Here is a 23,898-nt window from a genome sequence, read left to right as displayed (position 1 = left end):
ATTGTCGTTATGGTTGCCGCCCGGTTACGCACTTGCCGAGCGCAGAGGCACCCGTATCCACAGCGTGGTGCCCTCCCCGGGCTGGCTGTCGATCTGCAGGGTGCCGCCGAACATCAGCACCCGCTCGCGCATCCCGACCAGGCCAAAGGAAACACCCTGGCGCGTGGCGTTCGGGTCGAAGCCGACACCGTCATCGGCGATCCGCAGGCACAACTCGCGCCCTTCGACGCTCAGCTGCAATTCCACAGTATGCGCCTGGGCATGGCGCATGACATTGGTCAGCGCCTCCTGGAGGATGCGGAACAGCCCGATAGCCTTGGCATCGGACAGCTCCGGCGGGTTTTCCGGCACCTCCACCAGACAGGGAATCTGCGTACGCGATTCGAAGCGGCGCGCCTGCCATTCCACCGCCGAGCCAATACCGGCATCGAGGATCGGCGGGCGCAGCGCGGTCGCCACGTCGCGGACCAGCTGGAACAGCTGGGCGATCAGCCGCTTCATGTTGTCCAGGCGCTCGCGCAGGCCGCTGTCCAGCTCCGCATAGGCCAGTTCGCACATGGACGTCTCCAGCTTGAGCACGGTGAGCACCTGGCCCAGTTCATCGTGCACCTCGCGGGCGATGCGCGCCTTCTCCTCCTCCCGCACGCTCTCCAGGTGCGCCGACAACTCACGCAACTGCGCGCGGGAATCCTGCAGCTCCAGCTCGATCTGCTTGTGCTCGGTGATGTCCCAGACCACGCCGTCCCAGGCCGGGCGACCGTCGTCCAGGGTGCGCACCGTGGCCTTGATGTCGACCCAGCGCGGCTCATGGCTGCGGGTGAGGATGCGGCCCTGCCACAGCCAGTTGCGATGGCCCTCTACCGCTTCCAGCTGGCTGGCGAGGTAACCCTCGCGTTCCGACGGATGCACCAGTCCCATGATGCCCAGGCCGCTTTCGCGCAGGTAGCCGGGCGAGTAGCCCAGGGAGGTTTCGCTGCCGCCGGTGATGAAGCTGATGTAGGCGAAGTCGGAGTCGTCATCCGGCGCATTGGGCTCCAGGCGGAACACCAGCCCCGGCACGTTGGCGGCGATGCCCTGCAGGCGCGCCTCGCTTTCCTCCAGCGCGGCGCGGGCACGGCGGCGCTCGGTGACGTCATTGAGGAACACCAGCAGGTATTCCGAATCGCCGAAGCGCAGGAAGCTCAGCGAAACGTCCGCCGGCAGCCACTGGCCGTCGGCGCGCAGGCAGCGGGTTTCGAAGCTCAGCGGCGCCTCGTCGGCATTGCGCGCGCGGCGCCAGAGGTTCAGCCAGCGATCCATGTTCAGCGTCGGTTCGAAGTCCGACAGCGGCCGGTCCACTACCGCCCCCGGCAGATAGCCGAGCAACTCTTCGGCGGCACGGTTGGCATACCGCACATGGCTATCCCAGTTGACCCAGAGGATGCCCACGGTGCTGCTGTCGATGGCGAACTGGGTCAGGCGCAAGGCCTGCTCCGCCGACTGGCGCAATTCGATATCGCGGCGCGCCGCGAGCAATCGCGACTCCAGCGCATGATGCTGGCGGCGCAGCCAGAGCAGCGCGGCAACCGCGAACAACAGCAACAGGCCGAGCAGGATGCAGAGGTTCTGCCAGAAACCGGGGGAGGAACCCAGGCGGGGGTAGGTCGGCTGCAGCCAGCGCTCGTGGAGCTGGTCGAGGTCCTTGGCGGGCACCGCGCGCAGGGCCGCGTCGATGATCCCGGCCAGCTCCGGCAGGCCACGCCGGGTCGCCACGCGCAGCAACTGTGGATAGCCGATGTCGGCCACCACCAGCAGGCCGGTGAATTCGGTTTCGCGGGTCAGGCGGGCCAGCTGCGCTTCGTCGATCACCGCATAGTTGGCCTCGCGACCCAGCACCTTGCGCAGTACTTCGCGGTCGCTGTCGACAACCTGCAGGGTCAGCCCCGAGTAGGTGCCGCGCAGGTAATCCACCACCGGGCCGGGGCCGCGTACGGAGACGGACTCACCGTCGCCAAGGGTATCCAGCTCCACCGACGTGCCGCTGCGACGATCGCCCACGACCAGGCGAGGAACGCGCAGGTAAGGGTCGGAGAACAGCCAGTCGCGCAAGGTCGAAGGCGTCTGGCTGACGCCGGGCGCGAGGTCGATTTCTCCAGCGCGCACCGCCTTCTCCAGCGCGGCCTGGTCGGGATAGGTGCGCCACTCCAGGCTGACGTGCAGGGCCTTGGCCAACCACTCCAGCAGCTCGACGTTGGCGCCGGAGAGCTGCTGCAAGCGGCGATCCTGCTGCACATAGGGCGCTTCGAGCACGGCGCCCACACGTAGCTGCGGGTGCTCGGCGAGCCACGCGAGTTGTGCTTCATCGAGCGTCAACGGTGGCGCGGCAGTTTCCGCCACGGCCAGTAAAGGCAGGCAGCACAACCAGGCCAGGCAGACTTTCCAGAACAGACGACTCATGCCGACAGCACCATGGATTTCACTCGGGTCAAAGCAAAGGGCCGGCATACCTTACAGCAACCCCGGTTGAACCCGGCACGCCTGCGCCTGACAAAGCTAATACAAGCCGCTAGGCTGGCCCCTCTCGCGCCCGCCGCTCGCTGCCCGCCAGACAGGGATATCTCCGATGCCTCACTTGCCTCGCCCGACGTTTCTCGCCCTCAGCCTGTGCCTCGGCCTTGCGCCGCTGGGCGCCAGTTGGGCCGAAGACGCCAAGCCCGTCGCCGAAAAACCGGCTGCCGCGCCGGTGGTGCGCCCGGCGGTGAGCGAGCGCAGCCAGGACGAAGCCAACGGCCTTGTGCGCCAGTTGCCCGAAAGCGAGCGCCAGGAGCTCAAGGCAGGCGACGAGACATTCCTCTCCCTCTGGTTGCCGGCCAACACTGCCGACGCATCAGGCGCGGTCATCCTGATCCCCGGCGACGGAGAAAGCGCCGACTGGCCGGTGGCGATAGGCCCGCTGCGGCGCAAGTTACCCGATGCCGGCTGGCAGACCCTGGCCATTACCCTCCCCGACCCGCAGAGCACTGCGCCGACGCCACGCCCGAAGGAATCGCCGGACAAGGCCAGCGCCGACACCGATGCCACGGCCGCCGACAGCGCCAGCAAGCCCGAAGTGAAGGGCAGCGAAGGCAGCGCGACACCCACACCGGAAAGCACTGCCGAGACCGGCAGTGCCGAGCCTGCCCAGGCCAGCGCCGAAGCGCCGCCGCCGCCCAACGACCCGGTAGAACTGCGCAAGGTCCACGCCGAGCGCGTTCTGGCGCGCATCCAGGCGGCCGTCGAACTGGCCCAGCAACACAACCCCAAGACCATCGTCCTGCTTGGCCACGGCACCGGCGCCTATTGGGCGACCCGCTACCTGGGCGAGCGTACGCCAGCCGACATCAAGAACCTGCTGCTGGTAGCACCGGAGATGCCGCGCGACTTCAAGCCATCGCTGGACGAGACCGTGCCGCTGCTGAACCTCGCCACCGGCGACTTCTATTACAAGGACAAGGCACCTGACGTGGCAGCCGCCAAGCTGCGCCTGCAGGCGAGCAAGCGGCAGAAGGCACCGAACTACGTGCAGATCGGCATGAACGCCCTGCCCGCCGACCTGGGCACCGAGCAGGACCAGCTGTACCGGCGCATCCGCGGCTGGCTGTCGATGCACCTGGAGCCGATCGAGCAACCCTGAGGGCCGCCCGGCTCAGCGAAACCCGCGACGCTGGCGCACCAGCAGGTAGGCAGCCTGGATCTCGCGGGTGCGATTGGTCGCCGCGGCGATCCGCTCGGGGCTCGCCCCCATGCCTTCGAGCTTGTCCGGGTGGTTCTGGCTGATCAGCTTGCGGTAGGCGCGCTTGATCTCCTCCGGTTCGCTCTCCGTCGTCACGCCCAGCAGGCGCAGCGCCGAGGTATAGGACTCGCGGGCAGTCACCGGCGCCCTGGGCGGCTCGGCGCCCGACGACAGCGCGAGAACCCTGGAGCGGGAAAGCCCTAGCGAGTCACCCCACTGCAGGAGCAGATTCTTTTGCGCGGCATTCGGCGCACCGCCTGCCCAGGCCATGCGCCAGCAGGCCTGGAGCAGACCTTCGGCAGTGGCTTCCTGGCCTTGGCGCTGGCGCAAGCCAGCATCCAGCAACGCCCCACCCAGTTTGCCGCGACCGAAGGCGTCGATCGCCTGGCGACGGGCCTTGTCGTCCAGCTGCAGGCGCTGCATCTCCGAGCGCGCCTGCTGGATGTGCGCATCGATCACACGCCCGCGACTCTTGGCCAGTCGGCCGAGCAGCAGGAAGAGCAGTTCCTGGTCGCCCACCTGGGGCCCACCGCGCAACTGATCGAGAAGACCCCGCCAGGTACGCTTCTTCAGGCGCCGGTCGAGCACCTGGCCCAGCAACGCGCCGAGCATGGCGCCCGGAATGCTCGCCAATGCCCAGCCGGCGATGACACCCAGCAAAGTCCCCGGCCAGAACACCTCAGCCCTCCGCCAGTTGGCGTTCGACTTCTGCCAGGCGCTCGTGGGTGCCGACGTCAATCCAGCGTCCACGATGATGGACGCCGCCCACCCGACCGGCCTCCATGGCCTGGCGCAACAGTGGCGCCAGCTTGAAGGCACCGGGCTTGCAGCCCGCGAACAGCTCGGGACGGAGGATGGCGATGCCACTGTAGGTCAGACTGGGCTGACCTTCGCGGTAATCGCTGACGCGACCTTCACTCAGGCAGAAATCACCTCGACTGTGGTGGCCGGGGTTATCCACCAGCACCAGGTGCACCAGGTCGTCTTCGGCCAACGCGCCGTGCAGGCCCGCGTAATCGAAGTCGGTCCAGATGTCGCCATTGGCGATGACGAATGCCTCGTCCCCCAGCAGTGGCAGCGCCTTGAAGATACCGCCGCCGGTTTCCAGCGGTTCGCCCTCGGGCGAGTAGCGAATGTCCACGCCAAAAGCCGAACCGTCGCCCAGGTGATCCTCGATCTGCTGGCCGAGCCAGGCGTGATTGATCACCAATTGATCGAATCCGGCCCGGCGCAGCGCCTGCAGCTGGTACTCAATCAGCGGCACACCACCAGCACGCACCAGCGGCTTGGGTGTATGCAGGGTCAGCGGGCGCAGGCGTTCACCCTTGCCCGCGGCGAGGATCATGGCCTTCATGCGGGGTGTGTCTCGTCTTTGGGCAGGCTGGCCAGCAATGCAGCGAGGTCGGCCAGTTCCGGTCGGCGCGCGATGACGCTTTCCAGGTAACGGAAGAAGCGAGGTACGTCGCCCAGGTAGCGTGGCTTGCCATCACGGTGGCAGATGCGCGCAAAGATACCGATCACCTTCAAGTGGCGCTGGGCACCCATCAGGTCGCTGGCGCGGAAGAAGCTCTCGAAGCTGTCCGGCAGCGGGACACCGGCAGCCTGGGCCTTGCGCCAGTAACGCGAGAGGCCGTCGTGCACGCGCGGCTCGGGCCAACTGAGGAAGGCGTCCTTATAAAGGCAGGTCACGTCGTAGGTCACCGGGCCGTAGACCGCATCCTGGAAATCCAGGATGCCGGGGTTCGGCTCGCTGAGCATCAGGTTGCGCGGCATGTAGTCGCGGTGCACGAATACACGCGGCTGCTCCAGGGCGCTCTGCACCAGCAGGTCGCAGGTACGCTCCCAGCGCGCGAGCTGCTCACCTTCGAGGGTCACGCCAAGGTGGCGCTGCAGGTACCAGTCGGGAAACAGCTGCAGCTCGCGGCGCAACAGGGCCTCATCGTAGGCCGGCAGGCGCTCGGCAACGTCGACCTGCTGGAAGGCCACCAGGGCGTCGAGGGCGTCCTCGAACAGCTCCTCGGCGTTCTGCGCGGTGAGTACATCCAGGTAGGTCTGGCGACCCAGATCATCGAGCAGCAGGAAGCCCTGCTCGACGTCCTCGGCCAGAATCTTCGGAACATGCACACCCGCTTCAGCCAGCAGACCGGCGACCTTGATGAAGGGTCTGCAGTCTTCCTGGGGCGGCGGCGCGTCCATCACGATCAGGCTGCGACCCTCGCCCTGCCAGCGGAAATAGCGGCGGAAGCTGGCGTCGCTGCTGGCCGCGGTAAGGCTCGCTTCGGGCACCTGGCCCCAGCCCTGCGCGTTGAACACTGCGGGCAAACTCAAGTCCAACCAGCCGATCATCTGCTGGTAACGGGCATCCTGTGACATCTTTATGGGTTCTCCACGGCCCTAGCCGTTGCGCGGGTCATGCTTTATTATCCAGCATCTTTTTGAGCCCATCGATAGGCGTGCGGCCCGTTTTGGGCTGAAGGCTCGCAGGAAGCCCGGATTAACAAGATGGCAGTGAATTTCCCCGTGTTCCGTAGAAAATTCCCCTTACTGGTGACCGGTGGCCTGCTGGCTATCCAACCGCTCGCCACTGTGACCGCGGCACCCGGCGAGCAGTTCGCCTGCCAGCCCTCCGCGTCTGGCGCCTGGGACTGCTCCTCGCAGAACAGCGCCAGCAGCGTACCGCGTCCACAGCACGGCGCCAGCTCGGTCAGCGCCGGCGGCACCGCTGCCGCCAGCGGCTCGAAGTCCTCGAGCAGCTCGAGCAGCGCTGGCGAAGAGCCCAAACAGCTGGTCACCGAGTCCAGCGGGCGCGGCCTGAAGTCGCGCAGCAGCGACTACAGCCACCTCGACTGGATCCCGCGTGACAAGCTCACCGCTGCCCAGCAGGCGGAAATGGGCCCGTACTGCAGCGGCGCCTACGTCGAGCCGACCCGCCCGGGCATGAACGACAAGACGCCGAACGACGAGGCCCCGACCTACGTTTCGGCCAAGGTCTCCCGCTACGAGCAGGAAAAACAGGTCGCCACCCTCGCGGGTAACGTGGTCCTGCGCCAGGGCAGCATGCAGGTGGAGGCCGACGAGGCCAACCTGCACCAGGCCGAGAACCGCGGCGAGCTGGTCGGCAACGTCAAGCTGCGCGACAACGGCGCGCTGATCGTCGGCGACCACGCCGAACTGCAACTGGACAACGGCGCGGCGAAGATCGACAACGCCGAGTACGTCATGCACCAGGCGCAGATCCGCGGCAGCGCGCTGTACGCCAAGCGCCAGGAAGACGCGATCATCCAGCTCAAGGACGGCACCTACACCCGCTGCGAACCGAGCAGCAACGCCTGGGTCCTCAAGGGCAACAACATCAAGCTGAACCCGGCCACCGGCTTCGGCACCGCGACCAACGCGACCCTGCGGGTGAAGGACATTCCGGTCTTCTACACCCCGTATATCTACTTCCCGATCGACAACCGTCGTCAATCCGGCTTCCTGGCGCCTTCCTTCGCCAGCTCGACCGACACCGGCTTCACGCTGACCACGCCGTACTACTTCAACCTGGCGCCCAACTATGACGCCACGTTGTACCCGCACTACATGGTCAAGCGCGGCCTGCTGATGGAAGGCGAGTTCCGCTACCTGACCCGCAGCAGCGAAGGCCAGGTCAACGCCGCCTACCTGAACGACAAGAACGATGACCGCGAAGACTTCCCGCAGTACACCGACACCCGTTGGCTGTATGGCTGGAAAAACACCAGCGGCCTGGATTCCCGCTGGCTGGCGCAGGTGGACTACACCCGCATCAGCGACCCCTACTACTTCCAGGATCTGGACACCTCGCTGGGTATCGGCACTCCGACCTACGTGAACCAGCAGGGCTCGCTGACCTACCGTGGCGACAGCTACACCGCCCGCCTGAATGCGCAGTCCTACCAGCTGGCGACCGTGACCGACGTCACTCCGTACGATCGCCTGCCGCAGCTCACGCTGGATGGCCGGCTGCCGTTCAATCCGGGCGGTCTGAACTTCACCTACAGCACCGAAGCAGTGCGCTTCGACCGCGACCTGGATGAAGGCTACTACCGCATCGATATCGACAACCCGACGCTCTACCCGCGTCCGGATACCAATATCAGCGGCCTGGCGCGTGCCAACGGCGATCGCTTCCACGCAGAGCCAGGCATCAGTCTGCCGATGAACCGCAGCTGGGGCTTCCTGACTCCGACCGTCAAGGCGCTGTATACCAAGTACGACCTGGACCTGGACAGTACCGGCAAAAACCAGCTGGCAGGCAAGGATGTGCTCCATCCGAACTACGGCGAAGTCAGCTTTGATAGCAGCCCCGACCGTTCGCTGGGCCTCGCCAAGCTGGACAGCGGCCTGTACTTCGACCGCGACACCACCATCGGCGGCACCAAGTTCCGTCAGACCCTGGAACCGCGGGCGATGTACCTGTACGTCCCGTACAAGGACCAGGACGACCTGCCGACCTTCGATACCGGCGAATTCACCTTCAGCTACGACTCGCTGTGGCGTGAAAACCGCTTCACCGGCCGTGACCGCATCGGCGATGCCAACCAGCTCTCCCTGGGCGTCGGCACCCGCTTCATCGAGGACAACGGTTTCGAGCGCGCCTACCTCGCGGCTGGACAGATCTACTACTTCAGCGACCGCCGCGTACAACTGCCAGGCCTGACCGACACCTACATCCGCAACTACAACGCGGTCCACCCGAATTCCACCGTGGACAATGCCGATGCCGATACCTGGCGTTCGCCGTACGCGCTGACCGGCATCTACCGCTTCAACCATGACTGGTTCGCCAGCTCGGACTACAACTGGAACCCGAACACGCACCAGACCGACAACGGCAACCTGATGTTCCACTATCAGCCCGAAGCCGATCCTCGCAAGGTGCTCAACGTCGGCTACCGCTATCGTGCGGACAGCAAGCGTTTCAACCCCAACACCGGGCAGTTCGAATACGGCAGCGACGAGTACAAGATCGAACAGCATGACTTCTCGTTCATCTGGCCGGTCCTGCCGCAGTGGGCCGCCATTGGCCGCTGGCAGTTCGACTACAACCAGAGCCGCACGCTGGAAGCCTTCGGTGGCTTCGAGTACGACAGCTGCTGCTGGAAACTGCGCCTGATCAATCGCTACTGGGTCGACTACGACGACGAGCAGTTCGTGACCTCGACGTCCAAGGCCGACCACGGTGTTTTCCTGCAAATCGTCTTGAAAGGCCTTGGCGGCGTGGTTGGCAACCAGGTGGAAGGCTTCCTCGACCAAGGTATCCAGGGTTATCGTCAACGTGAAGACAATGCTATGTAAGGCCCTGCGCCCGCTGATGCTGGGCGCGCTGTTGGCAAGTTCCGTCGTGCACGCCGAAGTGGTTCCGCTGGACCGTGTAGTCGCCATCGTCGATAACGACGTGGTGATGCAGAGCCAGCTGGACCAGCGCCTGCGCGAAGTCCGTGCAACCATCCAGAAGCGCGGCGCGCCGCTGCCGCCCGAGCATGTGCTGACCCAGCAAGTGCTCGAGCGTCTGATCATCGAGAACATCCAGTTGCAGATCGGTGACCGCTCCGGCGTGCGCATTACCGATGAAGAGCTGAACCAGGCCATGGGCACCATTGCCCAGCGCAACAACATGAGCCTGGATCAGTTCCGCGCCGCCCTCGCCCACGACGGCCTGTCGTATGACGAGGCCCGCGAGCAGGTGCGCCGCGAGATGATCATCAGCCGTGTGCGCCAGCGCCGCGTGGCCGAGCGCATCCAGGTCAGCGAGCAGGAGGTGCAGAACTTCCTGGCTTCGGACCTGGGCAAGATCCAGCTCTCGGAAGAGTATCGCCTGGCCAATATCGTGATCCCGGTGCCGGACAGCGCTTCGCCTGAAACCGTCCAGGCCGCTGCCCGTCAAGCTGCCGAGATGTACCAGCAACTCAAGCAGGGCGCGGACTTCAACCAGATGGCCGTCGCCCGTTCCGCCGGCGACAACGCCCTGGAGGGCGGCGAGATCGGCTGGCGCAAGGCCGCCCAGTTGCCCTCTCCGTTCGACACCATGGTCGGCAGCCTCGCTGTGGGTGACGTTACCGAGCCCCTGCGCGGCCCCGGCGGCTTCATCATCCTCAAGCTGGAAGAGAAGCGTGGCGGCAGCAAGATGCTGCGTGACGAAGTCCACGTCCGCCACATCCTTCTAAAGCCCAGCGAAATCCGCAGCGAGGAAGCGACTCAGCAACTGGCCGAGAAGCTCTACGAGCGCATCCAGGCCGGTGAAAGCTTCGCTGATCTGGCGAAGAAGTTCTCCGAAGACCCGGGCTCCAAGCTCAACGGTGGCGACCTCAACTGGGTCGACCCGGAATCCCTGGTACCGGAATTCCGCGAGGTAATGAACAACGCGCCACAAGGCCAGGTCACCAAGCCGTTCCGCTCGCCGTTCGGCTGGCACGTGCTGGAAGTCCTCGGTCGCCGCGCCACCGACAGCAGCGACAAGTTCCGCGAGCAACAAGCCGCGCAGACCCTTCGCGCACGCAAGTACGACGAGGAACTGCAGGCCTGGCTGCGCCAAATCCGCGACGAAGCCTACGTCGAGATCAAGCAGTAAGCAGCGCGAGTCGCTCAAGAAGAAACCCGGCCAAGGCCGGGTTTCTTTTTGCCCGCCGAAAGCTTCGAAGAACGAGGGCTTCGTCGTAGAGTAGAGCCATCCGCTGCAAATACCGATTCGAGAGCCCCCCTGATGAGCACTCCCCACCTTTTCGCCCTCACCCCCGGCGAGCCCGCCGGCATCGGCCCCGACCTCTGTCTGCTGCTGGCTCGCGAAGCGCAACCGCACCCGCTGGTCGCCGTCGCCAGCCGTGACCTGCTGGCACAGCGCGCCGCCCTGCTGGGGTTGGACATCGACCTGCAAGACGTCGCTCCCGGTCATTGGCCCAGCGCTGCCGCCCCGGCAGGCACCCTGTATGTCTGGGATACCCCGCTGGCCGCCCCCGTCGAACCGGGCAAGCTGAACCAGGCCAACGCCACCTATGTGCTGGAGACCCTGACCCGCGCCGGCCAGGGCTGCCTGGACGGACACTTCGCCGGGATGATCACCGCACCGGTGCACAAGGGTGTGATCAACGAGGCTGGTATCGCCTTCTCTGGCCACACCGAATTCCTCGCCGACCTCACCCACACCGCCCAGGTAGTGATGATGCTCGCCACCCGCGGCCTGCGCGTCGCGCTGGTCACCACCCACCTGCCGCTGCGGCAGATCGCCGATGCCATCACAGCCAATCGCCTGGAGCGCGTTACCCGCATCCTCCATGCGGACCTGCGCGACAAGTTCGGCCTGGCCAATCCGCGCATCCTCGTCTGCGGCCTGAACCCCCATGCCGGCGAAGGCGGCCACCTCGGCCACGAAGAGATCGACGTGATCGAGCCAACCCTGGAACGCCTGCGCACCGAAGGCATGCAACTGATAGGCCCGCTGCCGGCCGATACGCTGTTCACTCCCAAGCACCTGGAACACTGCGACGCCGTGCTGGCCATGTACCACGACCAGGGCCTGCCGGTGCTCAAGTACAAGGGCTTCGGCGCTGCAGTGAACGTGACGCTGGGCCTGCCGATCATCCGCACCTCGGTGGACCACGGCACCGCGCTGGACCTGGCCGGCACCGGGCGAATCGACAGTGGCAGCCTGCAGGTCGCCCTGGAAACCGCCTACCAGATGGCCGAAGCCGGCACCGGCGCGCGCTGATCCCGGGCATTCCGTTCGGCCAGCGTTTCGTGCTGGCCGCGCCGGGCTGGTAAACTGATGGTTTTTCCGCCTCCAGCCGGCCGCCGCAAGCGCCCGGCTGCTCTCCGGAGCCTTCGATGTCCGAACTCTTCCAGCACCGCGCCCGCAAACGCTTTGGGCAGAACTTCCTGCATGACGCCGGGGTGATTCACAAGATCCTGCGCGCCATCGCCGCCAAGGAAGGCCAGCACCTGCTGGAAATCGGCCCGGGCCAGGGCGCCCTGACCGAGGGCCTGGTGGACAGCGGCGCGAAGCTCGACGTGATCGAGCTCGACCTGGACCTGATCCCGCAGCTGAAATGGCGCTTCGGCCTGAAGCCCAACTTCAGCCTGCACCAGGGCGACGCCATGAAGTTCGACTTCTCCAGCCTGGTAGCCACTCCCGAGGACAAGCTGCGCGTAGTCGGCAACCTGCCCTACAACATCTCCACTCCGCTGATCTTCCACCTCCTGGACCACGCCTCGCTCATCCAGGACATGCACTTCATGCTGCAGAAGGAAGTGGTGGAGCGCCTGGCCGCCGAGCCAGGCAATGGCGACTGGGGTCGCCTGTCGATCATGGTGCAGTACTTCTGCCGCGTGGATTACCTGTTCACCGTCGGCCCTGGCGCGTTCAACCCGCCGCCCAAGGTCGAGTCGGCCATCGTCCGCCTGGTGCCCTACGCTGAGCCGCCCCATCCGGCCAAGGATCACCGCGTTCTGGAGCGTATCGTCCGCGAAGCCTTCAACCAGCGCCGCAAGACCCTGCGCAATACCCTGCGCACGCTGATGAGCGTCGAGGACATCGAAGCCGCCGGCGTCGACCCGACGCTGCGCCCCGAGCAACTGAGCGTTGCCGACTTCGTCAGCCTGGCTAACCGCTACAGCGAAACCCACCCGGAAGCCGAGCAAGGACCGAGCGCATGAGCGACCCCCGCTACCAGGTCAGCGTCAGCGTCACCACCCGCCACCTGCCTGAACAGTCCCAGCCGGAACAGCAGCGCTACGTATTCGCCTACACCGTGACCATCCACAACCACGGCGAGCTGGCCGCCAAGCTGCTGACCCGCCACTGGATCATCACCGACGGCGACGGCCACGTGCAGGAAGTGCGCGGCGCCGGTGTGGTCGGCGAGAAGCCGCTGATAGAGCCGGGCGCCAGTCACACCTATACCAGCGGCACCGTGATGGCGACCAAGGTCGGCAGCATGCACGGCAGCTACCAGATGGTCGCCGCGGACGGTCATCACTTCGACGCAGACATCCCGGCGTTCCGCCTCGCCGTACCGGGGGCACTGCACTGATGGCCACCTACGCCGTCGGCGACCTGCAGGGCTGCCTGGAACCGCTCAAGTGCCTGCTGGAGCAGGTGAAGTTCGACCCGGCACACGACAAGCTGTGGCTGGTAGGCGACCTGGTCAACCGTGGCCCGGCGTCGCTGGAGACCCTGCGCTTCCTTTATTCCATTCGCGATTCGCTGGTCTGCGTACTGGGCAACCATGACCTTCACCTGATTGCCGTCGCCTACAACGCCGAGCGCCTGAAGAAGAACGACACCCTGCGCGAGATCGTCGAGGCGCCGGACTGCGCGCAGCTGATCGAATGGCTGCGACAGATGCCGCTGGTCCACCACGACGCCCAGCGTGACATGACCCTGGTGCACGCCGGCATCCCGCCGCAGTGGGATATCGACAAGGCCCTGCAACGCGCCGCCGAGGTCGAAGCCGCCCTGCGCGACGATACCCAGTTGCCGATGTTCCTCGATGGCATGTACGGCAACGAGCCGGCCAAGTGGGACAAGAAGCTGCATGGCATCGCGCGCCTGCGGGTGATCACCAACTACTTCACGCGCATGCGCTTCTGCACACCCGACGGCAAGCTCGACCTGAAATCCAAGGAAGGCCTGGACACCGCGCCGCCCGGCTACGCCCCCTGGTTCAGCTACGCCGAGCGCAAGGCCGCCGGGCGCAAGATCATCTTCGGCCACTGGGCCGCGCTGGAAGGCCAGTGTGATGTCCCCGGCCTGTTCGCCCTCGACACCGGTTGCGTGTGGGGCGGCAGCATGACGCTGATGAACGTCGATACCCTCGAGCGCATCCATTGCAGCTGCGCCGATAAACCAGAATGATTGCAGCGGAGCCAAAGGCTCCGCGCCTTGCGAGGTAAACCCCATGAGCGAATTCAAGCGCATCGCCCCCGACCAGGCCCAGCAACTGCGCGAAAGCGGCGCCCAGGTCGTCGACATCCGCGATCCACAGAGCTACGCGGCAGGCCATATCAGCGGCTCGCGGCACATCGACAACTACTCGGTGGCCGACTTCATCCGCGAGGCCGACATGGATGCACCGCTGGTCGTGGTCTGCTACCACGGCAACTCCAGCCAGAGCGCGGCAGCCTATTTCGTCCAGCAGGGCTTCTCCGAGGTCTACAGCCTCGATGGCGGCTTCGAGCTGTGGCGCGGCGTCTATCCCGCGGATACCAGCGTCGGCGGCTCTGACTGAAAGCCCCTACGAAAGGGGCGGATTAGCCCCTTCAAAAAATCTGTAACTTCTCGCTCTTTCGTCCTTTACACACCGAAGAACGAACTATCCTTTCCCTCAGGCCATCCAAAAAAGGGAGAGCCGGCACACCGGCTTCCGGTTAATCGGCAGTGACCATTGGGGCGGTTCAGGGCAGTGGCCAGGTTCCGTTGGAGTTCTGGGGGATTCTCGCCGGTAAGCACTGGCAGCCCGACCGCACCCGCACAGACCGATCCGGCGCCGGCTCCATGCATCGAGCGAGGAGACGTCATGAGCATTTTCAGTCACTTCCAGGAACGCTTCGAAGCGACCCGTCAAGAAGAGTACTCCCTCCAGGAGTACCTGGATCTCTGCAAGCAGGACAAGATCGCCTACGCCACCGCCGCCGAGCGGATACTGATGGCCATCGGCGAGCCTGAACTACTCGACACATCCGTCGATTCCCGCCTGTCGCGAATATTCTCCAACAAGGTGATACGTCGCTACCCGGCCTTTGCCGACTTCCATGGCATGGAAGAATGCATCGACCAGATCGTCTCCTTCTTCCGCCACGCCGCCCAAGGCCTGGAAGAGAAGAAGCAGATCCTTTACCTCCTGGGCCCGGTCGGCGGCGGTAAATCCTCCCTCGCCGAAAAGCTCAAGCAACTGATGGAGCACGTGCCCTTCTACGCGATCAAGGGCTCGCCAGTGTTCGAGTCGCCCCTGGGGCTGTTCAACCCGGACGAAGACGGCGCCATCCTCGAGGAAGACTACGGCATCCCGCGCCGCTACCTGCGCTCGGTCATGTCGCCCTGGGCCACCAAGCGCCTCAACGAATTCGGTGGCGACATCAGCCAGTTCCGCGTGGTCAAGCTGCACCCCTCGATTCTCAACCAGATCGCCATCGCCAAGACCGAACCTGGCGACGAGAACAACCAGGACATCTCTGCGCTGGTCGGCAAGGTGGATATCCGCAAGCTGGAAGAATTCCCGCAGAACGACGCCGATGCCTACAGCTACTCGGGTGCGCTGTGCCGGGCCAACCAGGGCCTGATGGAATTCGTCGAGATGTTCAAGGCGCCGATCAAGGTCCTGCACCCCTTGCTCACCGCAACCCAGGAAGGCAACTACAACAGCACCGAAGGCCTCGGTTCCCTGCCCTACAGCGGCATCATCCTCGCCCACTCCAACGAATCGGAATGGCACAGCTTCCGCAACAACAAGAACAACGAGGCCTTCATCGACCGGATCTACATCGTCAAGGTGCCGTACTGCCTGCGCGTCTCCGATGAGATCAAGATCTACGACAAGCTGCTGATCAACAGCTCCCTGGCGCACGCCCACTGCGCACCGGACACCCTGAAGATGCTCTCGCAGTTCTCCGTGCTGTCGCGCCTGAAGGAGCCGGAAAACTCCAACATCTACTCGAAGATGCGCGTCTACGACGGTGAAAACCTCAAGGACACCGATCCCAAGGCCAAGTCGATCCAGGAATACCGCGACACCGCAGGGGTCGACGAAGGCATGTCCGGGCTTTCCACCCGCTTCGCCTTCAAGATCCTTTCCAAGGTGTTCAACTTCGATCCGCATGAAGTCGCCGCAAACCCGGTACACCTGCTCTACGTGCTGGAACAACAGATCGAACAGGAGCAGTTCCCGCCGGAGACCCGCGAGCGTTACCTGCGCTTCCTGAAGGAATACCTGGCGCCGCGCTACGTCGAATTCATCGGCAAGGAAATCCAGACTGCGTACCTGGAGTCCTACAGCGAGTACGGCCAGAACATCTTCGACCGCTACGTGCTGTACGCCGACTTCTGGATCCAGGACCAGGAGTACCGCGATCCGGAAACCGGCGAGATCCTCAACCGCGCCGCCCTCAACGAGGAGCTGGAGAAGATCGAGAAACCGGCAGGCATCAGCAACCCGAAGGACTTCCGCAACGAGATCGTCAACTTCGTGCTGCGCGCCCGCGCCGGCAACAACGGCAAGAACCCCAGCTGGCTGTCGTACGAGAAGCTGCGCGTGGTGATCGAGAAGAAAATGTTCTCCAACACCGAGGACCTGCTGCCGGTCATCAGCTTCAACGCCAAGGCAAGCAAGGAGGATCAGCAGAAGCACAACGACTTCGTCAAACGCATGGTCGAGCGCGGCTACACCGAGAAGCAGGTGCGCCTGCTGTCGGAATGGTATCTGCGGGTTCGCAAGTCGCAGTAGTCTGCCATCGGCGCGGCGGTATTCCCGCCGCGCCGGTCGCCGTCGCATTCGGACCTGTCCTTGGCGGCTCCACGCCGCTGCGCAGCAGGCCCTGAGGAGCATTCATGAGCTACGTCATCGACCGGCGTCTGAACGGCAAGAACAAGAGCACGGTGAACCGCCAGCGCTTCCTGCGGCGTTACCGCGAGCACATCAAGAAGGCCGTCGAAGAGGCCGTCAGCCGCCGCTCCATCACCGACATGGAACACGGCGAGCAGATCAGTATTCCTGGCCGCGATATCGACGAGCCGGTCCTGCACCATGGTCGTGGCGGTCGCCAGACGGTGATCCACCCCGGCAACAAGGAATTCACCACCGGCGAACACATCCCGCGCCCCCAGGGCGGCGGTGGAGGTCGGGGCGCCGGCAAGGCGAGCAACCAGGGCGACGGGATGGATGACTTCGTCTTCCAGATCACCCAGGAGGAATTCCTCGACTTCATGTTCGAGGACCTGGAGCTGCCCAACCTGGTCAAGCGCCACCTCACCGGCAGTGACACCTTCAAGACCGTGCGCGCCGGCATCAGCAACGAAGGCAACCCTTCGCGCATCAACATCGTACGCACCCTGCGCTCGGCCCACGCTCGCCGCATCGCGCTGTCCGGCTCCACCCGCGGGAAATTGCGCGCGGCAATAGCGGAGCTGGATCGCCTCAAGCGCGAGGAGCCGGACAACCTCGGCGACATCCAGGAGCTGGAGCAGAAGATCGCCGGCATGCGTGCGCGCATCGACAAGGTGCCGTTCCTTGACACCTTCGACCTCAAGTACAACCTGCTGGTAAAGCAGCCCAACCCGACCTCCAAGGCCGTGATGTTCTGCCTGATGGACGTCTCCGGCTCGATGACCCAGGCCACCAAGGACATCGCCAAGCGCTTCTTCATCCTTCTCTACCTGTTCCTCAAGCGGAACTACGAGAAGATCGAGGTCGTGTTCATCCGCCACCACACCAGTGCCCGCGAGGTGGACGAGGAAGAGTTCTTCTATTCCCGCGAGACCGGCGGGACCATCGTCTCCAGCGCCCTGAAGCTGATGCAGGAGGTGATGGCCGAGCGTTATCCCACCAATGAATGGAACATCTACGCCGCCCAGGCCTCGGACGGCGACAACTGGAACGACGACTCGCCGGTCTGCCGCGACATCCTGATGAAGCAGATCATGCCGTTCGTCCAGTACTACACCTACGTCGAGATCACCCCGCGCGAGCACCAGGCGCTGTGGTTCGAGTACGAGAAGATCCGCGATACCTTCGAAGACAGCTTCGCCCAGCAGCAGATCGTCTCCGCCTCGGACATCTACCCGGTGTTCCGCGAGCTGTTCCAGAGGAGGCTCGTCGCATGAGCAAGCGCCAGCCGATCGCCACCGGCTCGGAGTGGACCTTCGAGCTGATCCAGCAATACGACCGCGAGATAAGCCGTCTCGCCGAGCGCTACGCGCTGGACACCTACCCCAACCAGATCGAGGTGATCACCGCCGAGCAGATGATGGATGCCTATGCCTCCGTCGGCATGCCCATCGGTTACAACCATTGGTCCTACGGAAAGCATTTCCTCAGCACGGAAAAGAACTACAAGCGAGGTCAGATGGGCCTGGCCTACGAGATCGTGATCAACTCCGACCCGTGCATCGCCTACCTGATGGAAGAGAACACCCAGTGCATGCAAGCGCTGGTGATCGCCCACGCCTGCTACGGGCACAACAGCTTCTTCAAGGGCAACTACCTGTTCCGCACCTGGACCGACGCCACTTCGATCATCGACTACCTGGTGTTCGCCAAGTCCTATATCAACAAGTGCGAGGAGCGTTACGGCATCGACGCCGTAGAAGACCTGCTGGACTCCTGCCACGCCCTGATGAACTACGGTGTGGACCGCTACAAGCGGCCCTACCCGATTTCCGCCGAGGAAGAGAAGCAGCGCCAGAAGGAGCGCGAGGAACAGATCCAGCGCCAGGTCAACGACCTTTGGCGGACCATTCCCAAGGCCGGCGGCAAGGACAAGGAGCAGGGCCTGGCCCGCTATCCCAGCGAGCCGCAGGAAAACATCCTCTACTTCATCGAAAAGAACGCCCCGCTGCTGGAACCCTGGCAGCGCGAAATCGTGCGCATCGTGCGCAAGGTGGCGCAGTACTTCTACCCGCAACGCCAGACCCAGGTCATGAACGAAGGCTGGGCAACCTTCTGGCACTACACCCTGATCAACGACCTCTATGACGAGGGCCTGGTCAGTGACGGCTTCATGATGGAGTTCCTCCAGTACCACACCAGCGTGGTCTACCAGCCCGGCTTCGACAGCCCCTACTACAGCGGCATCAACCCCTATGCGCTGGGCTTCGCCATGTACCGCGACATTCGCCGTATCTGCGAGCACCCCACCGAGGAAGACAAACGCTGGTTCCCCGACATCGCCGGGAGCGACTGGCTGGCCACCATGAAATTCGCCATGAAGAGCTTCAAGGACGAAAGCTTCGTCCTGCAGTTCCTCTCACCCAAGGTGATCCGCGAGTTCAAGCTGTTCAGCATCCTCGACGACGACCAGAAGGACGACATGCTGGTCGACGCCATCCACGACGACGACGGCTACCGCAAGATCCGCGAAACCCTCGCTGCGCAGTACAACCTTGGCAACCGCGAGCCGAACATCCAGATCTGGGACGTAGACCGCCGCGGCGACCGCTCGCTGACCCTGCGCCACCAGCAGCACGACCGCAAACCCCTGGGCGAATCCACCGACGACGTACTCAGGCACCTGCACCGCCTGTGGGGCTTCGACATCCACCTGGAGACCCTGCAGGGCGAGAACATCGTCAACACCTTCCACATGCCCCCAAAGGGTGAACGCGACAGCGAGGAAGGCTACCCGCGTCTCGACCTGATCATCCCACCCATTTGATCGGTTGACCGGGGCAGCAGGCGTGACAAGCATGGCGGCAACCCCGCTGGAGACCGCCATGCGCCTGTTCGCCATTCTCCTGCTCTGCCTTGCTGTCGCCACCTGCAGCAACCCAGTCCCGCACGCCCAGGTCGCGCATCCGGCCGATGCGCGCTTGGTCGGGTTGCGCGATTTCCAGCTGATGCCGCCGGAAAACGCCGTCGACGCCCTGCCCTACCGCAGCCGTTATCCGCTGATCAATGCCCAGGTGCGCCAGGGCCTGATCGAGCGCGGCTACCGCGAAAGCGCGGCGCCGCAACTGCGCGTCTACTACTGGCTGGCGCTCCAGGACGCGCCGCTGGAGTTCAAGGTCGACGTGCCGCCGCCCGACCCACTCGGGCCTTACCTCGCCATCCACCGCCTGCGTGATGAAACCGGCACCCTGCGCCTGCGCCTGACCGATGCGCAGGAGCAGACGCTCTGGGAAGGCACCGTCAGCACCGGCCTTAGCCCCGCGCATGCCAGCGCCACCCTGCTGCAGGACGCCATCGGCGCTCTCGTGCAACAGATTCCCGCTGCTAGCCCGTAACTCCGTTCGCGAGCAAGCTCGATCCTACAGCCAGGGCGAGCACCGTCTTTTGTAGGAGCGAGCTTGCTCGCGAACCGCCCAACACCAACACCTCAACTTGAAGCGAACGCCCAGAACCCCGAAGCTATCCCCCAGAACAGGAGACAGCTTCATGCAGATCTACAAGGTGGGCGGCGCCGTGCGCGATCGCCTGCTCGGCATCCCCTTCAGCGATACCGACTGGGTCGTGGTCGGCTCCAGCGCCGACGAGATGCTCGCCCAGGGCTACCGCCCGGTGGGCGCCGACTTCCCGGTATTCCTCCACCCCAAGACCGGCGAGGAATACGCCCTCGCCCGCACCGAGCGCAAAAGCGGACGCGGCTACGGCGGCTTCACCTTCTACGCCAGCCCCGACGTCACCCTGGAAGAAGACCTGATCCGCCGCGACCTGACCATCAACGCCATGGCCGAGGACGACGAAGGGCAGATCGTCGACCCCTACCACGGCCAGAAGGACCTTCAGGCCCGCCTGCTGCGCCACGTCTCCCCGGCCTTCGCCGAAGACCCGCTGCGCGTACTGCGCGTCGCCCGCTTCGCCGCGCGCTACGCCCCAATGGGCTTCTCCGTGGCCCCGGAAACCCTGGCGCTGATGCGCGAGCTGTCGGAATCCGGTGAGCTGGAGGCACTGACCGCCGAACGCAGCTGGAAGGAAATCTCCCGCGCCCTGATGGAATCTCGCCCGGACGTATTCATCCAGTTGCTGCGCGACTGTGGCGCCCTGGCCGTGCTGATGCCGGAAGTCGATGCGCTGTTCGGCGTGCCGCAGCCACCGCAGCACCACCCGGAAGTGGACACTGGTGAGCACGTGCTGGCGGTGCTGCGCGAATGCGCCAAGTACGATCAGCCACTGAGCGTGCGCTGGGCCTGCCTGGTGCATGACGTCGGCAAGGGCGAGACCCGCGAGGAAGAGTGGCCCAAGCACCACGCCCACGAACACCTGGGCCTGCCGCTGATCGACACGATCAACGCACGCTTCAAGGTCCCTCGGGACTGCCAGGAGCTGGCGCGGTTGGTGGGCGAGTACCACACCCACTGCCACCGCGCGTTGGAGCTGCGACCGAACACCCTCCTGGAGCTACTGCAGTCCTTCGACATCTACCGCCGGCCGCAGCGCTTCGAGGAGTTTCTCGCCGCCAGCGAGATGGACGCCCGAGGCCGCCATGGACTGGAAGACCGCGAATACCCGCAGGCCGAGTACCTGCGCGGCGCAGCGCAGGCCGCCCGCGCGGTCGCGGTGCAGCCGCTGGTGGAGAAGGGGTACAAGGGCGCCGAACTGGGCGAAGCGCTCAAGCGTGAGCGGCTGAATGCCCTGAAGGCCTACAAGGAAAACTACGCCAGCTGAATCTGCGGGAACCCTGTAGGAGCGAGCTTGCTCGCTCCTACAGAAAAGCCCTTAGGCCGCCGGATGCGCCTCGATCAGCGCCGCCGGGGTCAGATCCACACCACGCCACTGGAACGCCACCGGCCAGAGTTTCTGGCCGATGTGCGCCTCGACCCACAGGTCGGCAAAGGTGCGTTTCACGCCGGGGTGTTTCACCTCGGGCGCCAGCAACGCCAACGGCCAGAGCACGAAGGCGTTCTTCAGCACCTCGGCGCGCGGCAGCGTCAGTCCATCGAACTCGCCGTGCAGATCACCATACAGCAGCACGTCGATATCCAGCGGCAGGCCCTTGCGCTCCGGCGCATAGCGGCCGTTGTCCGCCTCGATGTGCTTCAGGCGCAGGCTCAGCTCCGACAATGGCAGATCGGTGCGCGCGACGATCACGAAGTTGTAGAACGGGCCACTGCGAATGCCCACCGGCTCGCTCTCGAACACCGGCGAGCAGTGGATGTCCTCAAGGAAGCCGTCCAGCGCCTCCAACCCGGCGAGCAGGTGCCGCTCACGGTCGAAGTTGCTGCCCAGCCCGAGGTAGACCGTCGTCAGCGGCATCCGCGTTCGATCTCCACACCCACGCCAATGGCGGCCGCTACGGCGCCGGGCTTGGTGACTTTCAGGCGCAGCCACTGGATGCCGAACTCCGCCATCAGCAACGCGGCCAGGCGTTCGGCGAAGGTTTCCACCAGTTGAAAGTGCGCGTCACGAGCAAAAGCCATGACTCGCTCGGAGAGCACGGCATAGTCCAGGGCCTTGGCGATGTCGTCGTCGGCCGCCGCCGGGCGGTTGTCCCAGCCCAGCGTCAGGTCCAGGCGCAAGCACTGCCGGATACCCCGTTCCCAGTCATAGACGCCGATCACGGTGTCCACTTCCAGCCCCTCGATGAAAACTCTGTCCACTGACTGCATGCTCCAAGGCGACACGACAAGCGGCCGGCGCCCCGTTAGAATCGGAAACGACCTCGTCTCCGGTGGAAACCATGTTCTGGTTCTTGGCGATCCTCGCCTACCTGCTCGGATCACTGTCCTTCGCGGTACTCCTCAGTCGCCTGTTCGGCACCGCAGACCCGCGCGCCAGTGGCTCGGGCAACCCCGGCGCCACCAACATGCTGCGCCTGGCCGGCAAGAAGATCGCCATCCTCACCCTGCTGGGCGATCTCGCCAAGGGGCTGCTGCCGGTACTCATCGCCCGGATGATCGGCCTGTCCGACGTGGAGCAGGCCTGGGTCGGGCTCGCAGCGGTGATCGGTCACCTCTACCCGCTGTATTTCAACTTCCGTGGCGGCAAGGGCGTCGCCACCGCTGCCGGCATGCTGCTGGCGCTGTACCCGCCGGCGGCCCTGCTCGCAGCCGTGGCCTGGCTGGTGACCTTCAAGCTGTCGCGCACCAGCTCGCTCGCTTCCCTGGTGGCCACGCCACTGACACTGCCGCTGCTGGCCTGGCAGGAACCTTCGGCGCTGCTGCCAATGACCGTGCTTACCGGCCTGATCGTCTGGCGTCACCGCAACAACCTGCGCGACCTGATCGCCGGACGCGAACGTCACTTCTAGAGCCGCGAGCTTCCAGACCCGCGAACCGCGCTGCAAGAGAAAAAGCGGCCCATGCCGCTCAGAGCATGGGCCGCGTCGTTTGCAGCTTCATTATTCAGATCGCCGGCAGCGACTCCATTGGCCAACGCGCCTGGACGCCGATCGACGGGCCGTCCTGCTGCCCGGCCAACAGCCGCTGGCAGCCAGCATAGGCGATCATCGCGCCGTTATCGGTGCAGAAGCGCGGGCGAGCGTAGAACACCTGGCCCTTCATCTCACCGAGCATCTTTTCCAGATGCTGGCGCAGGGCCTGGTTGGCGCTGACGCCACCGGCGATCACCAGACTCTTCAGGTGAGTCTGCTTGAGTGCGCGCTTGCACTTGATGGTCAGGGTCTCAACCACTGCCGTCTGGAATGCCAGGGCGATATCGCAGCGGGTCTGCTCGCTGTCGTCGCCTTCGGCCACGCAGCGTTGCCAGGTATTCAGGGCGAAGGTCTTGAGGCCACTGAAGCTGAAATCCAGGCCCGGACGGTCGGTCATCGGACGCGGGAAGACGAAGCGACCAGCGGTACCGAGCTCGGCCAGGCGTGCGATCTCCGGGCCACCGGGATACGTCAGGCCGAGTAGCTTGGCGGTCTTGTCGAAGGCCTCGCCGGCAGCGTCGTCCACCGACTCGCCGAGCACCTGGTAACGGCCGATGCCATCCACGCGAACCAGCTGGGTGTGGCCGCCGGACACCAACAAGGCGACGAACGGGAACTGCGGCGGCTGCTCTTCGAGCATCGGCGCCAGCAGGTGGCCTTCCATATGGTGCACGCCGACGGCCGGTATACCCCAGGCGAACGCCATGGCCTGCGCGCAGGACGCACCGACCAGCAGCGCCCCCACCAGGCCGGGACCGGCGGTATAGGCGATGGCGTCGATGTCTTCGGCGGTGCGGCCGGAATCGTCCAGCACCTGGCGAATCAGCGGCAGCATGCGTTTGACGTGATCACGGGAGGCCAGCTCGGGAACCACGCCACCGTATACGCGGTGCAGGTCGATCTGGCTGAACAGCGCGTCGGCCAGCAGGCCTTTCTCGCTGTCGTACAGGGCGACGCCGGTCTCGTCGCAGGAGGTTTCCAACCCCAGCACTAGCATGGGTTTGAGCCTTTTCTCTGGGCAAAATTGAAGCCGCGCATCATAATCGGCGGCTGGGCTTCGGACCAGTGCTTTTCGATCGGAGGCTTTGCATTCCTCCGTCCGAACGTTTAAT

The 23,898-nt window shown here is 64.8% G+C and carries 21 protein-coding genes; 14 read left to right on the top strand and 7 right to left on the bottom strand.

Translation table 11 applies throughout. The features are described from left to right. Window positions 1-24: 24 nt before the first annotated feature. Entirely contained in the window at window positions 25-2,436 is a 2,412-nt protein-coding gene (locus FAS41_RS22345) for a PAS domain-containing sensor histidine kinase (protein WP_138525603.1), read from the bottom strand. Window positions 2,437-2,602: 166 nt separating this feature from the next. On the opposite strand from FAS41_RS22345, the gene FAS41_RS22340 reads away from it, so the two are divergent. Then, the gene (locus FAS41_RS22340; RefSeq protein WP_138525602.1) at window positions 2,603-3,652 is read left to right on the top strand and encodes an alpha/beta hydrolase family protein; all 1,050 of its coding nucleotides are present in this window, start codon (window positions 2,603-2,605) and stop codon (window positions 3,650-3,652) included. 12 nt (window positions 3,653-3,664) lie between these two features. Here the strand turns inward: FAS41_RS22340 and FAS41_RS22335 are convergent, their stop codons facing one another. Genes FAS41_RS22335 through FAS41_RS22325 form a run of 3 tightly spaced genes read right to left on the bottom strand, consistent with a single transcriptional unit; the run spans window position 3,665 to window position 6,124 of the window. Further along, window positions 3,665-4,429, bottom strand: coding sequence for a DnaJ domain-containing protein (locus tag FAS41_RS22335; RefSeq protein WP_138525601.1), 765 nt, complete (start codon window positions 4,427-4,429; stop codon window positions 3,665-3,667). A 1-nt stretch (window position 4,430) separates the two neighbouring features. After that, window positions 4,431-5,105, bottom strand: coding sequence for an N-acetylmuramate alpha-1-phosphate uridylyltransferase MurU (murU, locus tag FAS41_RS22330; RefSeq protein ID WP_138525600.1), 675 nt, complete (start codon window positions 5,103-5,105; stop codon window positions 4,431-4,433). Then, entirely contained in the window at window positions 5,102-6,124 is a 1,023-nt protein-coding gene (locus tag FAS41_RS22325; protein WP_138525599.1) for an aminoglycoside phosphotransferase family protein, read from the bottom strand. Before FAS41_RS22325 ends, murU begins: the two co-directional genes overlap by 4 nt. Window positions 6,125-6,253: 129 nt before the next feature. Here FAS41_RS22325 and FAS41_RS22320 point away from each other — a divergent pair, with 129 nt between their 5' ends. From FAS41_RS22320 to FAS41_RS22265, 12 genes are all read left to right on the top strand, one after another. After that, window positions 6,254-9,070 carry an LPS-assembly protein LptD gene (locus FAS41_RS22320; RefSeq protein ID WP_138525598.1) on the top strand — a complete coding sequence of 939 codons (2,817 nt, stop codon included), beginning with the start codon at window positions 6,254-6,256 and terminating at the stop codon, window positions 9,068-9,070. After that, window positions 9,051-10,343: a peptidylprolyl isomerase gene (locus FAS41_RS22315; RefSeq protein WP_138525597.1), complete on the top strand. Its 1,293-nt coding sequence runs from the start codon at window positions 9,051-9,053 to the stop codon at window positions 10,341-10,343. Before FAS41_RS22320 ends, FAS41_RS22315 begins: the two co-directional genes overlap by 20 nt. Before the next feature lie 132 nt (window positions 10,344-10,475). Next, the gene (pdxA, locus tag FAS41_RS22310) at window positions 10,476-11,477 is read left to right on the top strand and encodes a 4-hydroxythreonine-4-phosphate dehydrogenase PdxA (RefSeq protein ID WP_138525596.1); all 1,002 of its coding nucleotides are present in this window, start codon (window positions 10,476-10,478) and stop codon (window positions 11,475-11,477) included. 116 nt (window positions 11,478-11,593) lie between these two features. Next, window positions 11,594-12,421 (top strand): 16S rRNA (adenine(1518)-N(6)/adenine(1519)-N(6))-dimethyltransferase RsmA, encoded by an 828-nt coding sequence (rsmA, locus tag FAS41_RS22305; protein WP_138525595.1) that lies wholly within the window; start codon window positions 11,594-11,596, stop codon window positions 12,419-12,421. Further along, window positions 12,418-12,798, top strand: a complete 381-nt coding sequence (gene apaG, locus FAS41_RS22300) for a Co2+/Mg2+ efflux protein ApaG (RefSeq protein WP_138525594.1) — start codon at window positions 12,418-12,420, stop codon at window positions 12,796-12,798. Before rsmA ends, apaG begins: the two co-directional genes overlap by 4 nt. Continuing rightward, a complete protein-coding gene (locus tag FAS41_RS22295; protein ID WP_138525593.1) occupies window positions 12,798-13,622 on the top strand; it encodes a symmetrical bis(5'-nucleosyl)-tetraphosphatase in 825 nt (274 codons plus the stop codon). The genes apaG and FAS41_RS22295 overlap by 1 nt, the downstream gene beginning before the upstream one ends. Window positions 13,623-13,665: 43 nt before the next feature. Next, complete coding sequence (gene glpE / locus FAS41_RS22290; protein ID WP_138525592.1) at window positions 13,666-13,995, top strand: thiosulfate sulfurtransferase GlpE; 330 nt, start codon at window positions 13,666-13,668, stop codon at window positions 13,993-13,995. A gap of 288 nt (window positions 13,996-14,283) precedes the next feature. Continuing rightward, complete coding sequence (locus FAS41_RS22285; RefSeq protein ID WP_045212719.1) at window positions 14,284-16,206, top strand: PrkA family serine protein kinase; 1,923 nt, start codon at window positions 14,284-14,286, stop codon at window positions 16,204-16,206. A 104-nt stretch (window positions 16,207-16,310) separates the two neighbouring features. Continuing rightward, window positions 16,311-17,582 carry a YeaH/YhbH family protein gene (locus FAS41_RS22280; protein WP_045212721.1) on the top strand — a complete coding sequence of 424 codons (1,272 nt, stop codon included), beginning with the start codon at window positions 16,311-16,313 and terminating at the stop codon, window positions 17,580-17,582. Beyond that, a complete protein-coding gene (locus tag FAS41_RS22275) occupies window positions 17,579-19,132 on the top strand; it encodes a SpoVR family protein (protein WP_138525591.1) in 1,554 nt (517 codons plus the stop codon). The genes FAS41_RS22280 and FAS41_RS22275 overlap by 4 nt, the downstream gene beginning before the upstream one ends. 58 nt (window positions 19,133-19,190) lie before the next feature. Then, window positions 19,191-19,700, top strand: a complete 510-nt coding sequence (locus FAS41_RS22270) for a DUF4136 domain-containing protein (RefSeq protein ID WP_138525642.1) — start codon at window positions 19,191-19,193, stop codon at window positions 19,698-19,700. Between the two features lie 151 nt (window positions 19,701-19,851). Further along, on the top strand, window positions 19,852-21,081 hold the full coding sequence (locus FAS41_RS22265; RefSeq protein ID WP_138525590.1) for a multifunctional CCA addition/repair protein: 1,230 nt from the start codon (window positions 19,852-19,854) through the stop codon (window positions 21,079-21,081). 51 nt (window positions 21,082-21,132) lie between these two features. Here FAS41_RS22265 and folK read toward each other — a convergent pair whose 3' ends face one another. Both folK and folB read right to left on the bottom strand, forming a co-directional pair. Further along, complete coding sequence (gene folK, locus FAS41_RS22260; protein ID WP_138525589.1) at window positions 21,133-21,669, bottom strand: 2-amino-4-hydroxy-6-hydroxymethyldihydropteridine diphosphokinase; 537 nt, start codon at window positions 21,667-21,669, stop codon at window positions 21,133-21,135. Next, entirely contained in the window at window positions 21,660-22,013 is a 354-nt protein-coding gene (gene folB, locus FAS41_RS22255) for a dihydroneopterin aldolase (protein WP_138525588.1), read from the bottom strand. The genes folK and folB overlap by 10 nt, the downstream gene beginning before the upstream one ends. 80 nt (window positions 22,014-22,093) lie before the next feature. On the opposite strand from folB, the gene plsY reads away from it, so the two are divergent. Continuing rightward, window positions 22,094-22,663, top strand: coding sequence for a glycerol-3-phosphate 1-O-acyltransferase PlsY (gene plsY / locus FAS41_RS22250; protein WP_138525587.1), 570 nt, complete (start codon window positions 22,094-22,096; stop codon window positions 22,661-22,663). Between the two features lie 94 nt (window positions 22,664-22,757). Here plsY and tsaD read toward each other — a convergent pair whose 3' ends face one another. Further along, window positions 22,758-23,783, bottom strand: coding sequence for a tRNA (adenosine(37)-N6)-threonylcarbamoyltransferase complex transferase subunit TsaD (gene tsaD, locus FAS41_RS22245; protein ID WP_138525586.1), 1,026 nt, complete (start codon window positions 23,781-23,783; stop codon window positions 22,758-22,760). Window positions 23,784-23,898: the final 115 nt, after the last annotated feature.

This window comes from Pseudomonas nicosulfuronedens (assembly GCF_005877905.1).
In the GTDB taxonomy this organism is placed as follows: Bacteria; Pseudomonadota; Gammaproteobacteria; order Pseudomonadales; family Pseudomonadaceae; genus Pseudomonas; species Pseudomonas nicosulfuronedens.
The sequence above is the reverse complement of the archived record's forward strand: the minus strand, read 5'-3'. Positions and strand labels throughout refer to the sequence as shown.